This window comes from Mycobacterium sp. (assembly GCF_040398885.1).
Lineage (GTDB): Bacteria > Actinomycetota > Actinomycetes > Mycobacteriales > Mycobacteriaceae > Mycobacterium.
The window spans coordinates 1-12679 of the sequence record NZ_JBBATF010000092.1 but is presented as its reverse complement, the minus strand read 5'-3'; the positions used below and the strand labels follow the sequence as shown (position 1 = coordinate 12679).

Genomic DNA, 12679 nt, shown 5'->3' with positions numbered 1-12679 from the left:
CCCGGCTCTGCCTGAACCTCCACCAGGGTCTCCTCGTCGCACAGACCGAACCGGTGGGCGAGTTCGGCCGCCGCTGAGGCATCCGGCACCAGGTGCAACGGGATGCCCTCGGCGCGCAGTTCTGCTGCGCGCGAGCGAAGTTCGGAATTGCGTTCCTCGTCGTCGTCGCCGACCTGGCGGATGAGGATGAGAGCGGCCCGTCCGGGGAACTCCCGGGCCATCTCCTCGTAGGTCAGCCCGTCGCGCTGGCCGCTGTCCCCGATCAGCACGAAGCGCATGGTCGGGTAGGCCGCCAGAAGCCGGCGGATCGACGTCCGCTTGTGTTCGGGACCGCTGCGCCGGATGTAGCGTTGCGTCGGACCCCAGTCGGTCAGGAACAGCGGGCCCACCGGGAACCCGCGCAGCTGGATGAACTCCTGCAGGGCGGGGTAGAACGACCAGCTTCCGGTGGAGACGTAGAAGAACGTCGGCGCCGGCTTGGGATGGCCGGCGGGGGACGGGACGCCGCGGGCCAGGCCGCGGTAGAACGACGACATCCCGGGGATGGCGGCCCGTTCGCTCGCCTCCCGCAGCACGGTGCGGGCAACCATCGCGACGCCCTCGGTCAGACCGGTCAGCAGGATGGTGTCGTCGATGTCGGAAATCACCAGGAAGGGGGCCTTGAGGGAGGGCTTGACCACCCGGCCGGTGCCCGACGCCGTCTCGCCGTCCTCGAGAGGGGTGGTCAAAACCGCGTGCGCCGCGTGCCACCCGGGCCGCAGCTTCGGCACCGGCAGCGAGAAATTGGCGTAACCGTGCTCGTCGGTGACCGCGGTTGCGCTGTGCGCGCCGATCCGCAGCTCGACCTCGGCCCCGACGATCCGCAGGGCGGCGTGCCGGTTCAGGTTGGCCTGCGCCACCTCCCAGTACGGAATGCGGCTGTCCCCGGGCAACTCCGGGGCCTCGGTCACCCGGACCCGGACCTTGGCGAGGTCGTCGGCGACGAATCCGCGGTAGACCAGCACCTGCACACCGCGGAACATCCCGGACTTCATCTTCTTCTCGCGCCGGCGCCTGGTCAGGCCGCTCTCGATGCCCGCCACCAAAGCGGCGGTCTCCGGGCTGCGGAGTCTGGAGTTCAACTCCGATGCGATTCGTCGGGGAAGCCGGGGCACATCTCCCAGCATCCCAAATTTCGGGCCGCGGCCTCCGGTTATCGCCTACGCCGGTTGCTTGATGGTCCCCTGGGAATTGAGCGCGTCGAAGACCTGTGCGAGCACCGTCGCATGCTCGATCAGGCCGTCGCCGTTCAATTGCATCACGTAGAGGCCGTCCTTGCCCGGGATGGCGATCGTCTCCTGGTAGACGACCCGCTTGACGCCGTCGCGGACGAAGGATCCGATGATCGAGGCCGTGTCGTAGCCGGAGAGCTTGCCGACCTCGACGTCGCTGCCGTCGAACTCGGGCAGGTTGCGGACCTCGTTGGGGGCCAGCTTCAGCAACTCGGCCGGGTCGGCGTCACCGCCCAGCCTGGAGTAGTTCACGATGATCGACGGCTTCTGCGCCCCCAGGGCCGGATCGGTGGCGATCAGGGCGCTGTAGGCGCCCTCCGGTTTCGCCTGCCCGACCGGCTGCCAGCCCGGCAGGGACGGGAACTGGACCACCGGCGCGTTGGGGTCGTTCCCCTGGACCCCGGTCTCGGAGATGTTGTTCTGCTTGAGGTAGTCGACCAGCGTCGGCAGGCGGCCCGCGGTGCCGGTGGTCGGCGTCTTGGGCTTCTCGGCGGTCTGCGACTGGGAGCCGGCTTCGGTCTTCCCGGTGTCGGCGTCCTTGCCCGAACAACCGCTCAGGCCGCCCGACGCGGGCAGAACCACGCAGACCGCGGCGATGGACAGCCACCTCCTCAGGTCAGCTGACATTCGCGTGCTCCTCCGGGGTAGTGCGATATCCGCGACGGACATCGTCGTTTGCGATTATGCCTGACCGGCTCGGCGGATCGGTTTGCCGGGCGTGAAGTTCAGCGCCCGGTGCCGGCGGGGCGCGCCGGGATCGGGTCGAATGCGGCGGGGTCGCCGAGATACTCGCGGAACACCCGCGACATCGTCGCCGCCTGGTAGCCGTCGACGAAACGGTGATCCAGCCCGATGGTGACCGGAAGCATCGGCCGCACAACGGGTTTTCCGTCGCGGGCCACCACCTTGTCGGTGACGGCGCCCATCAGAATGCCGATCGGCACATGGCAGAACGTGGGCCAGGGCGCCGCGGCCGAGTCCAGTCCGTAAGTGCCGACGTTGCTGATCAGCACCGAACCGTAGGGTCGGGCCTCCATTCCGAGGGCGGGCAACGGCAGTTGCAGACTCTCGGTGACGAAGGCGATCGCGTCCATCACCGGGCCGAGCGCGATCGGCGGAAGCGCCCTGGCGACTGCCTTGGCCTTCTTGAAGGCTGGATCGCTGTCGTGGCGGATGCGTCCCGCGCGTTCGGCGATCTCCGCGGCGATGGCCCACGGGGTCTTCTCGTCGACCCGCCGCACGACGGTGCCCGACAGGTCGGTGGCGGCGGCCTGGGCGCCGGAAACGGGATCGGTGCGCAACGAGACCACGAAGAAGGCGTCGATCGTCGGCGACGGCACGAAGCTGCCGAAGACGATCCTGCCGTTGAGTCCGGGAAGGGCCCGGAAGACCTTGCCGGCGGCGCGGCCCACCAGGTCCATCGCCGTGACATGCCGGCCGGTGCCGGCCCGGACGGCGTCGATGTAATCCAGCAGCCGGGCGGCGTCGATGTCCAGCGTCGCCCAGATGATCGGGTCCCTGCGCGGCTGCCAGGTGGCCATCGCGATCTTCCGCCACACCGAGAACGGCACCGGGGGCGCCTGCTGGATCATGGATCCAGCCTGACCCCGGGGTCGCTGCCCGCGAAGGGCACAAGGTCCCGACTTCAAACCGCCGCGACGGCATGGGGGCAGCGCGTAGATTTCGTCGCGTTGGCAGAACGCCGCGGAGGCCGCAGTGAAGACCCGGAACATCAACCACGCGTTCCTCGACGGCGTGGTCGACGGCAGCCACGAGGACGTCTACTACCACTTCGGCGTGTCGTCCTCGGACCCACTGCTGGACTCGCTCCGCGATGTCAGGGCGATCGTCCTGGCCGGGTCCGGCGGGCGGATCAAGGAGTTCGCCGAGCGCTGGAGCGCGATGAACTCCGGCTCGCCGATCGTCGCCTTCCCCAAAGAGGACCGCTTCGTCACGCGCTACACCGGCGGGGTGCTCTTCGCCTCGCACGGCATGGGCATGCCCAGTGCCTCGATCGCGCTCCAGGAGCTGATGAGGCTGGTGTTCTTCCTCAAACGCGGGGATCTGGACGCGATGGCCGAGGTGTTCTGGTGCCGGGTCGGCACCAGCGGTGGGGTCGGACTGCCGGGCGGAACCGTGGTGGTCTCCTCGGAGGGCCTGATGGCCGACCTCAAGCCCTACCGGCTGCTGCGCGGCGGGGAGGGCGAGTACTGGTTCGACGGACATTTCCCGGCCGCCACCTACGAGGCGATCATCGCTGCCAACGAGGCCGCCGACTTCGACGTGGTCGCCGCCAAGACGGTGGCCGGCAACGAGTTCTTCGTCGAGCAGTTCCGGCTCGACGGCGCCGTGTGTTTCGAGACGCCGGAGACCAAGATGGCATGGCTGAACTGGCTTGAGGAGAACGGGGTTCGCAACATCGAGATGGAGGGCGCGATGCTCGCCGGCTATCTCAACCACTGGGGCTTCCCGAAGTTCGCGATGATCTGCTGCACGCTGCTGAACCGGCTCGAGGGCGATCAGGTCACCGCGACCCCCGAAGAACTGCACAGGTTCAGCGAGGACGCCGGCGCCGCGCTGTTCAACTACCTCAACGCCGGCTTACCGACGGCCGAAGCCTGACGGAGGAACCGCTTGTGAACGTCGCCGACCACTCCGCTCTGTTCCACCGGGCCGACGAGGCGGTGACCGCGGCGCTCGGCCCGGTTCCCGACGGCGTCGAGGTGGTCGAGGCGCTGCGTACCTCCGACACCCTCGCCGGTCGGATCGACCACACCCTGCTCAAGGCCGACGCCACCCTCGGCTCGATCGGGACGCTGTGCGGGGAGGCGATCGAGCACAGGTTCGCGTCGGTGTGCGTCAACACCCGGTGGGTGCCCACCGCGGCCGGGAGGCTGGCCGGATCCGGGGTCATGGTCTGCACCGTGGTGGGCTTCCCGCTGGGTGCGATGACCCGGCTGGCCAAGGCGGAGGAGGCCCGGATCACCGTCGCCGAGGGCGCCGACGAAGTCGACATGGTGCTCGACATCGGTGGCCTGCTGTCCGGAGACCTCGCGGCGGTCTACGACGACATCCTCGGGGTGGTGGGCGCGGCCAGGCCCGCCCCGGTGAAGGTCATTCTGGAGACCAGCATGCTCGACGACGACCAGAAGGCCCTCGCCTGCCTGATCGCCGCCCGGACCGGGGCGGCGTATGTGAAGACTTCGACCGGTTTCGGCGGCGGGGGTGCCACCGCGCACGACATCGCCCTGATGCGCGCCATGGTCGGAGAAGCGTTGGGCGTCAAGGCATCCGGGGCGGTCCGCAGCCGCGCGGACGCCCTGGCGATGATCGGGGCCGGCGCCGATCGGATCGGCGCCTCGTCGTCGGTGGCGATCGTCTCCGGGGGCGAGGCCGCGGCGGGCGGTTACTGATGGCCCCCGCGGCGGCACTGTTCGACACCGCGCGGGCCTGGCTGGCCGAGGATCCCGACGCCGACACCGCCGCCGAACTCTCCGCACTGATCACCGCGGCGGAGGCCGGAGACGCGGACGCGGCGGCGGAACTCGCCGACGCCTTCGACGGGACCCTGCAGTTCGGCACCGCCGGCCTGCGCGGGCGACTCGGCCCCGGCAGCAACCGGATGAACCGGGTGGTGGTGGCCCGCGCCGCCGCGGGACTTGCGGCCTATCTGGTCGCCAACGGCGGGGGATCCGTCGTGGTGGGCTACGACGCCAGGCGAAACTCCGATGTGTTCGCCCGTGACACCGCCCGGATCATGGCCGGTGCGGGCATGTCGGCCATGGTGCTGCCGAAGGCGCTGCCGACGCCGGTGCTGGCATTCGCGATCCGCGAACTCGGTTGCGCCGCGGGCGTCATGGTCACCGCCTCGCACAATCCGCCGGATGACAACGGCTACAAGGTGTATCTCGGCGACGGCAGCCAGATCGTCCCGCCGGCCGACTCCGAGATCTCGGCCTGTATCGCCGCGGTCGGTCCGTTGGACTCCATCGCGCAGTCCGACGATTACCGCACCCTCGATGGCACCGTGCTGGATTCCTATGTGGCCCGTGCTGTTTCGCTGCTCGGCGACGGCCCGCGCGCGGTCTCGGCGGTCTACACCGCCATGCACGGGGTGGGCGGTGAGGTCTTCATGCGCGCGGTCGGTGAAGCCGGCTTCAGCGACCCGACGGCCGTCGCGGCGCAGTTCGCCCCGGACGGCCGGTTCCCCACGGTGAACTTCCCCAACCCGGAAGAGCCGGGCGCGATGGACCTTTCGCTGGCCGACGCCCGGGCGCAGGGCGCGGATGTCATCATCGCCAACGACCCCGACGCCGACCGCTGCGCGGCGGGCGTTCGCTGCGGCGCGGACTACCGGATGCTCACCGGCGACGAGGTGGGCGCACTGCTGGGCTGGTGGATCGCCGAACGCGGCCGCCGGGACGGGCCTCCGGTGACCGGGGTGTACGCCGAGTCGATCGTCTCCGGAACCCTGCTGGAGCGCATCGCCGCCGACGCCGGTCTCGGGTACGCCACCACGCTGACCGGGTTCAAGTGGATCTCCAAGGTGCCCGGTCTGCGGTTCGGCTACGAGGAGGCGCTGGGGTACTGCTGCGACCCGGCGGCGGTCAAGGACAAGGACGGCATCACCGCCTCGCTGCTGATGCTGGAGATGGTGGCGGCGCTGAAGGCCGAGGGCCGCGGCCCCCTGGACGTGCTGGACGATCTGGCTCGCAAGCACGGTCTGTATGCGACGAGCCAACTGTCGGTGCGGGTTTCGGATCCGTCTCTCATCGCCGACGCGATGGCGCGGCTTCGGGCCGACCCGCCCGACTCGCTGGCTGGGCGGCCCGTGATGGCAGTGGACGACCTGGAGAGGGGAGTCGACGGGTTACCGCCCACCGACGGCCTGCGGTTCACCCTCGCCGACGCGCGGGTGATCATCCGTCCCAGCGGAACCGAACCCAAGCTCAAGTGCTACCTGCAGGTCGTCGTGCCGGTGCCCGGCGCGGTCTCCGCCGCACGTGCCGCCGCGGACTCCGAACTGGGGGCGCTGCGGGCCGGCGTCGCCGAGGCGCTCGCGCTGTAGCGCTCAGACCTCCGCGGCGTGGGTGGGGTGGACATGGTCCGGGGTGCGGCGCCGGCCGATGACCACCCGGGCGAAGATCGCGCCCGCCAGTGCCACCGCGGCCAGCACCAGCATCGAGACGGTGATGGCATTTGATGTGGCGCCGACGACGGCCTTCTTGACCGCGTCGACCGAATCCTGCGGCAGGACCGACAACAGCCGGTCGGCCCCGGTCAAGAACGCCGTCCTGAACCGCACCGGCGTACTGCGCCGCGGTGTCACTGGTCATGGGGGGACTTCCTCTCCACCAGATCCCATGGGCCGAACGCCTGGGGAAGTATCTGCGCCATGGACTGGACGCCCTGCGGTGTCATCACCAGAAGATCCGGTCCGCCGTGTTCGTAGAGCAGTTGTCGGCAGCGCCCGCACGGCATCAGCGGGTCGCCGTTGCCGTCCACGCAGTACACCGATGTCAGCCGCCCGCCGCCGGTGGCGTGCAGGGCCGACACCATGGAGCACTCCGCGCACAGCGTCAGCCCGTAGGAGGCGTTCTCCACATTGGCGCCCGAGACCACCCGGCCGTCGTCGGCGAATCCGGCGACACCGACCGGGAAATTCGAATAGGGCGAGTAGGAGTTCGCGGTCGCCGCGACCGCGGACTCGTGCAGCCGCTCCCAGTCCACATCCGCGCCGGCCGGACCCATACCCGCCTCCCAACACACCGATCCGGCAACCGCTCCCGGATGACCGCGTCAACGTAGCACCGGAAACCGTCGGGATGGCCCGAAACAGGTGTCTGACCTAGCATTACCCACCAGAGGTGATGGCGGTGGAGCCCGGTGTGCCCGACCCGCTGCAGAAGGCCCTGCTGCCGTACTACAGCCAGGGCCATCGCAACGGCCCCATCGTCGTCGAGGACTGGGCCGGCGGCATCGCGCAGACCCGCGCCCAGTTCCCGGCGGTCCGCATCGGCAGGCGGTGGTTCTCCAGTCTGTGGCTGGTTCCGCTGGGGATCGCGGCCCTGGTGCTGTCGATCGCGGTGGCCCGGGAGATGGCCCGATACGGCTGGTTTCAGGACTTCGTGACCAGGTATCCGGGAACCTCGACCCGGTACGTGCAACCGGTCACCACCGGATTCCCGTGGTGGCTGCGCTGGCAGCACTTCCTGAACCTGCTGTTCATGATGTTCATCATCCGGTCCGGCCTGCAGATTCTGGCCGACCATCCGAGGCTCTACCTCAACTCGGGCAGCAGACCCGACTCGGAGTGGTTGCGGCTGCGCGGCCCGGTGCCGGCCGACCGCCGTGACAGTGCCGACGCGGCAACGGTGTGGACCGCCAAGGACGACTCCGTGGCATTGCCCAAGCACCTGGGAATCCCCGGGTTCCGTCATTCGGTGGGGCTGGCCCGCTGGTGGCATTTCTCGTTCGACCTGCTGTGGCTGCTCAACGGTGCGCTGTTCTATGTCCTGTTGTTCAGCACCGGCGAGTGGAAGAGGCTGATCCCCACTTCGCCGGACGTGTTCCCCAACGCGTTGTCGACTGCGCTGCAGTATCTTTCGCTGGTCCGCTGCGGTTGCGCGACGAGGTCGAACTGGGCTTCAAGCAGGTGAAGTGGATCCAGGCCGTGGAATTCGTGGAATCGTTCGCCCATCTGGGCGCCGGCCAGGGCGGGTGCAACGAGGACCAGGAGTTCTACGGCAACCGGATGCCGATCTGATCAGGGGTTGCCGGGAACCGCGGTGAGCGGGATGTAGACCGTTCCCCGGCAGGCGCCCGAACCGATGTTGGTGGCGAAGGTCCCCGTCAGCGAGCCGTCGGCCTGTGGCGTGTAGGTGGTCGTCGAACTGGCGGGGTCGAAGGTGACGGTGCGATCCGGGAGCAGGCAGTCCCACCGCCAGTTGTTGGTCCGCGACCACTGCGAACCGGTCCAGGTGAACGTCGTCGACGTCGAGACGTTGTCCTTCGGCGCCGGCCCGTCGACCACCGAGGCCACGCAGGTTCCCGACGAGCAGTCCGTGCTGACCCGGTACCACGCGGTGTAGGCCTCCTCGGACTGGCCGGCCGCGACACTGGTGCCCTTCTTCTGGTCGGTGTGGAAGGTGATCCGGTACCAGCCGTTCCAGTTCGGGGCCGGATCGGCCTGCGCCGGCAGGGCGCACAGCACGGGCGCCGCCGCCACCACGGCGACCGCGTATCGGCCGACTCTCACGACGCCCGCGGTCAGCGCTGGCAGACGCCGTTGACGATGGACTTGCAGATCGCACCCGGGGGATTGGGATCGACACCCGGCGAGAAGGAGTTGGTGTTGCCCGGGCCGACGGCCTTCTCGGTGGGCGTCACCGACGGCGCGCTGCTCGAACTCGGGGGGGTGGTGGCCGAACGGGTCGTCGGTGCTTCCTTCTCGGTCGTCGGGCTGCATCCGGTCAGGGCGCCGATTACCACCAGGGCGGCACCGCCGCCGAGGACGATCCTGCGTGTCATAGCTGTGCTCATGCCCCCGAGCGTAGCCGCCGTGCGCCGTCAGGGAGCGGTGAAACCCTCACGCTTGTGTGCCCCGTCGCAGAACGGCTTCTTCGCCGAGTGGCCGCATCGGCACAGGTAGCACTTGGCGGTCTCCTTCACCAGTGAGCCGTCCGAGGCGAGGATCTTGACGTCTCCGGCCACTTCGAGGGGGCCGTCGGTCAGGGAGGTGATCGTCACATCGCTCATGGTCCGCATTGTGCCGCATCGGACTGCGGCCGGACGGGTTTGTGCCGCATCGGACTGCGGCCGGACGGGTTCCCCTATCGCAGCGGCGTGGGTTCGACGACGCCGATCTCCGCCGGGTTACCGACGGCCGCCGGCAGGAACCGCTCGATGCAGAACACGAAAAGCCCGCCGCCGATCAGGCCGCCGATGATCGGGGCGACGATCGGCACCCAGAAGTACAACTGCGGACCGTTGGCGGAGAACCAGGCGTCGTGGTACCCGGTGATCCACGACGCCAGCCGGGGGCCGAAGTCACGCGCCGGGTTGATGGCGTACCCGGCGTTGGCGCCCCAACCCAGGCCGATGGCGACCACGAGCAGACCGATGATCAGCGGGCCGGTGTTGGCCAGCGGCGGGTTGTTGACCGCGCTGGTCAGCGCGAAGATGACGGCCACCAGGATCGCGGTCCCGATCATCTGGTCGGTGAACGCGGTGAGCATCGAGACGTTGGCGTCCGGGGACGTGGAGAAGATCCCCTGGGTGGCCTTGGTGTGGTCCGGGTCGACGTTGCGGATGAGGTCGCTGTAGTTGAGTCGGACCAGCAACGCCCCGACGAAGGCGCCGGCCACCTGGGCGGCGACGTAGGGCGCGATCTTGCGGGCCGGGAAACCCTTGAAGGTCGCCAGTGCCACGGTCACCGCGGGATTGAGATGCGCCCCGCTGAGCCGCCCCGCGACGTAGACCGCCATGGCCACCCCGAGGCCCCAGCCCCAGGCGATCGAGTTGTAGTCACCGGTGGCTCCGGGCGCCGTGGTCAGCGGCGTCCCCCCGGTGACGACCTGTGCGACGACCCCGCATCCGAACAGGATCAGGATCATCGTTCCGAAGAACTCCGCGGAACACTCGCCGAGTAACGGCGTGGGCTTGACCTCGACGCTCATCCTGTCCGCTCCTTTCGGCCTGCTCCGCAAGGTAGCAACGGCGCCGGTGCGGCGGTGCCGGTTTCGGCAAGGTCGGCGGGACCCGACACGACGCCGCCTCGTACTGTGGCGGCGGGGGGGCGGGGGATTCGGCGCGCTGGAGGACAACCAATGGCTGCACGACGCCTCGGTCGCGCCGGTGGACTCGGTGCGCTGTTGGCGCTTCTGGTCCTCGGTGCGGTGGTGGGGGTGCTGTGGTGGCAGGACCGCGACGCCGGACCGCTGTCGGGGCCCTCCCCGACCTGGCGGGCCCCGGATCCGGCCGCGGCCGGGCCTTCAGGCCCGCCGACGGCCCCGGTCGCCGCCCCGCCGACGTCGCGTTACGACGCCGCCCGCCGGCAACTCGGGAGTCTGCCGGTCCGGGGATGGGACCGGGCTTCGGACTTCCGGCGCTCCAGCTTCGGCGAACCCTGGAGTGATGACGTCGACGTCGAGTTCGGCCGCAACGGCTGCAACACCCGCGATGACATCCTGCGCCGCGACCTCAAAGACCTTCTCGTGCGGCCATTCACGTGTTTCGCGCAGAGCGGCACCCTGGTCGATCCCTACACCGGGACCGTCATCGGTTTCGTCCGCGGCCCGAAGACTTCGAACAGCGTCGAGATCGACCACGTGGTGGCACTGGCGGACGCCTGGTACAAGGGGGCGCGGGCCTGGGATCCGCAGCGCCGGCTCGACTTCGCCAACGACCCGCGAAACCTCCTGGCGGTGAGCCCGAAAGCCAACTTCGACAAGGCGTTTCGTGACGCCGCTTCCTGGCTGCCGCCCAACCCGGCTTTCCGCTGTGATTTCGTGGCACGCCAGATCGACGTCAAAACCGCGTACGGGCTGTGGCTGTCGGCCAAGGAGAAGAAGGCCCTGGCCGACGTCCTCGCCGGCTGCTGACCGGGTGGCCGAGGATGCTCAGTCCTGCTTGCGGATCAGCTTCTGCAGCGCCTTGCGGTCCGGCTCGAGCAGTTCGGCGATACGGGCATGGTTGATGTCGGCGACGATGATCTCGCCGACGTCGTTGTTGACGTTGCTGAAGATCCCGTGCGCCTGCATCTTCTCGGTCTGGTACTTGTTGTCCTCGGTGGGCGTCACGTAGTAGACGGCGTCGGCTTTGAACCGGTGCACCAGCCACAGGTGGACCAGCGTCATCAGCCGCTTCTGGCGCATCTTGGCGGAGTAGGTGTTCTGGTCGCGCACGGTCAGGATGCTGCGGCCCTGCCGGTCGGTGATGGGGTCGAACACCACGTCGGCCAGCTTCTCGTCGTCGGTGTCGCCGAAGATGCTCAGCTCCAGCAGATTCGAGCCGGCTCGCCGCGGCCGCAGCTGAACCCGGAGCCGCTCGCCGAGCTTGTAGTGCTCGCTCCACAACGCCAGCCAGTCCTCCAGCAGCTTCTTGGGGACCTCGGTCTGCACCAGGTGCTGCACCTGGGTCGAGCCCTTGCCCATCGACTTGGTGGTCGCGGTGCGCCCCGACGACGCCGCCAGTGCGGCGTCGCTGCGCGGGCCGCCGACCAGGGTCTGCGGTGTGCGGTAGGGGGATTCGAGCAGACGCATCTTGCGCTGCAACCGGGCCAGGGCCAGCATGCCGTCCTGACGCAGCGCGGTGGCGAACTCCTCGGCCGCCACCCCGTCGATCTGGTGGCCGCCGTAGGTCATGAAGTTGAAGACGAAGCCCATCTCGCCGAGTTCCTCGGGGAAGGCCCGCATCTGTTCGTCGCTCATCCCGGTGGTGTCCCAGTTGAACGAGGGGGACAGGTTGTAGGCCAGCATCTTGTCCGGATACACCGCGTGCACCGCCTCGGCGAACTCCCGGGCGTCGGCGAGGTCGGCGGTCTTGGTCTCCATCCACAGCAGGTCGGCGAACGGCGCCGCGGCAAGGGATTTCGCGATCGCATACGGGATGCCGCCGCGCACCTGGTAGTAACCCTCGGGGGTCCGGGCCAGTTCGCAGTCCCACGGGGCGTCCACCCCGAGTTCGGCGGCCTTCCGGCGGGCGGCGTGCAGCGAGGCGGTCCGGGCGAACTCGGCCCAGTCGGCCGGTTTCATCGCCAGCGCCTCGCCCTCGCTGTCCTTGAACCGCAGTATCTCGGCAACCGCGTTGCCGTAGGTGTCCAGACCCGCGTCGGCCTGCCAGGCGTCGACGAATGCCGACTCGACCCGGTCGAACAGTGTGTCGAGCGTGCCGTCCTTGCCCGCGGTCCACGTCGCGGCTGCCTCGTCGACGAGCTTGGCGATGCCGCGGCTCTGCAGCCAGTCATCCGCCACGGCGTACTCGCCTTCCGGAAGCGCGTAGAGCAGGTGTCCGTTGATCTCGGTCACGCCCCCGGTGTGGAACCGGCGCATCATGGCCAAAAAACACGACTTGTACGGCGGCACGGCGAGATTGGTGACGCCCAGCAGGAACGGCTGGTCGCGCTCGTCGGCCCGGCCGTCGATGAGGTTGGCGGCCTCGGCGTCGGTGCGGGCCACGATGATGCCGGGCACGCCCATGATGTCCAGTTGGAAGCGCGCGGTGTTGAGTCGCTTGATCTGCTCGTCGGACGGCACCAGCACCTTGCCGCCCTGGTGGCCGCACTTCTTGGTTCCCGGCCGCTGGTCCTCGATGTGATAGCCGGTGACCCCGGCTTCCACGAAACGGCGAATCAGGTTGCGCACGTGCGGATCTCCGCCGTGACCGGTGTCGGCGTCGGCGATGATGAA

15 protein-coding genes are annotated in these 12679 nt (G+C 69.1%); 5 read left to right on the top strand and 10 right to left on the bottom strand.

Features of this window, described 5'->3' with window-relative positions; genetic code table 11:
- The 3 genes from ADBZ5U_RS10055 to ADBZ5U_RS10045 form a co-directional block, all read right to left on the bottom strand.
- Window positions 1-1121 (bottom strand): App1 family protein phosphatidate phosphatase (locus ADBZ5U_RS10055; protein ID WP_526264956.1); only part of this gene is annotated, 1121 nt, incomplete at its 3' end.
- Between the two features lie 78 nt (window positions 1122-1199).
- A complete protein-coding gene (locus ADBZ5U_RS10050; protein WP_526264954.1) occupies window positions 1200-1898 on the bottom strand; it encodes an LpqN/LpqT family lipoprotein in 699 nt (232 codons plus the stop codon).
- Between the two features lie 98 nt (window positions 1899-1996).
- Window positions 1997-2863, bottom strand: a complete 867-nt coding sequence (locus tag ADBZ5U_RS10045; protein WP_526264952.1) for a 2-oxo acid dehydrogenase subunit E2 — start codon at window positions 2861-2863, stop codon at window positions 1997-1999.
- A 124-nt stretch (window positions 2864-2987) separates the two neighbouring features.
- On the opposite strand from ADBZ5U_RS10045, the gene ADBZ5U_RS10040 reads away from it, so the two are divergent.
- From ADBZ5U_RS10040 to ADBZ5U_RS10030, 3 genes are read left to right on the top strand one after another with little or no spacing between them, the layout of a single operon-like run.
- Window positions 2988-3893: a uridine phosphorylase gene (locus ADBZ5U_RS10040; RefSeq protein ID WP_526264950.1), complete on the top strand. Its 906-nt coding sequence runs from the start codon at window positions 2988-2990 to the stop codon at window positions 3891-3893.
- Between the two features lie 14 nt (window positions 3894-3907).
- Window positions 3908-4684, top strand: coding sequence for a deoxyribose-phosphate aldolase (gene deoC / locus ADBZ5U_RS10035; protein ID WP_526264948.1), 777 nt, complete (start codon window positions 3908-3910; stop codon window positions 4682-4684).
- Window positions 4684-6339 carry a phospho-sugar mutase gene (locus ADBZ5U_RS10030; protein WP_526264946.1) on the top strand — a complete coding sequence of 552 codons (1656 nt, stop codon included), beginning with the start codon at window positions 4684-4686 and terminating at the stop codon, window positions 6337-6339. Before deoC ends, ADBZ5U_RS10030 begins: the two co-directional genes overlap by 1 nt.
- 3 nt (window positions 6340-6342) lie before the next feature.
- Here the strand turns inward: ADBZ5U_RS10030 and ADBZ5U_RS10025 are convergent, their stop codons facing one another.
- The gene (locus ADBZ5U_RS10025; RefSeq protein WP_526264944.1) at window positions 6343-6555 is read right to left on the bottom strand and encodes a hypothetical protein; all 213 of its coding nucleotides are present in this window, start codon (window positions 6553-6555) and stop codon (window positions 6343-6345) included.
- A gap of 41 nt (window positions 6556-6596) precedes the next feature.
- Window positions 6597-7022: a cytidine deaminase gene (locus ADBZ5U_RS10020; protein WP_526264942.1), complete on the bottom strand. Its 426-nt coding sequence runs from the start codon at window positions 7020-7022 to the stop codon at window positions 6597-6599.
- A gap of 116 nt (window positions 7023-7138) precedes the next feature.
- Here ADBZ5U_RS10020 and ADBZ5U_RS10015 point away from each other — a divergent pair, with 116 nt between their 5' ends.
- Window positions 7139-7930, top strand: coding sequence for a hypothetical protein (locus ADBZ5U_RS10015; protein WP_526264940.1), 792 nt, complete (start codon window positions 7139-7141; stop codon window positions 7928-7930).
- Window positions 7931-8037: 107 nt separating this feature from the next.
- Here ADBZ5U_RS10015 and ADBZ5U_RS10010 read toward each other — a convergent pair whose 3' ends face one another.
- The 4 genes from ADBZ5U_RS10010 to ADBZ5U_RS09995 all read right to left on the bottom strand — a co-directional run bounded on the left by ADBZ5U_RS10010 (window position 8038) and on the right by ADBZ5U_RS09995 (window position 9949).
- Window positions 8038-8529, bottom strand: a complete 492-nt coding sequence (locus ADBZ5U_RS10010; protein WP_526264938.1) for an Rv2253 family sensor-like surface protein — start codon at window positions 8527-8529, stop codon at window positions 8038-8040.
- Window positions 8530-8540: 11 nt separating this feature from the next.
- On the bottom strand, window positions 8541-8801 hold the full coding sequence (locus ADBZ5U_RS10005) for a hypothetical protein (RefSeq protein ID WP_526264936.1): 261 nt from the start codon (window positions 8799-8801) through the stop codon (window positions 8541-8543).
- A gap of 39 nt (window positions 8802-8840) precedes the next feature.
- Entirely contained in the window at window positions 8841-9029 is a 189-nt protein-coding gene (locus ADBZ5U_RS10000; protein ID WP_526264934.1) for a CDGSH iron-sulfur domain-containing protein, read from the bottom strand.
- 74 nt (window positions 9030-9103) lie between these two features.
- Window positions 9104-9949, bottom strand: coding sequence for an MIP/aquaporin family protein (locus ADBZ5U_RS09995; RefSeq protein ID WP_526264932.1), 846 nt, complete (start codon window positions 9947-9949; stop codon window positions 9104-9106).
- Window positions 9950-10099: 150 nt separating this feature from the next.
- Between ADBZ5U_RS09995 and ADBZ5U_RS09990 the strand changes: the two genes are divergently transcribed.
- Window positions 10100-10873 carry a GmrSD restriction endonuclease domain-containing protein gene (locus ADBZ5U_RS09990; RefSeq protein ID WP_526264930.1) on the top strand — a complete coding sequence of 258 codons (774 nt, stop codon included), beginning with the start codon at window positions 10100-10102 and terminating at the stop codon, window positions 10871-10873.
- A gap of 18 nt (window positions 10874-10891) precedes the next feature.
- On the opposite strand, the gene ADBZ5U_RS09985 is transcribed toward ADBZ5U_RS09990, so the two are convergent.
- A partial coding sequence (locus ADBZ5U_RS09985; protein ID WP_526264928.1) for an isocitrate lyase/phosphoenolpyruvate mutase family protein occupies window positions 10892-12679 on the bottom strand: 1788 nt, incomplete at its 5' end.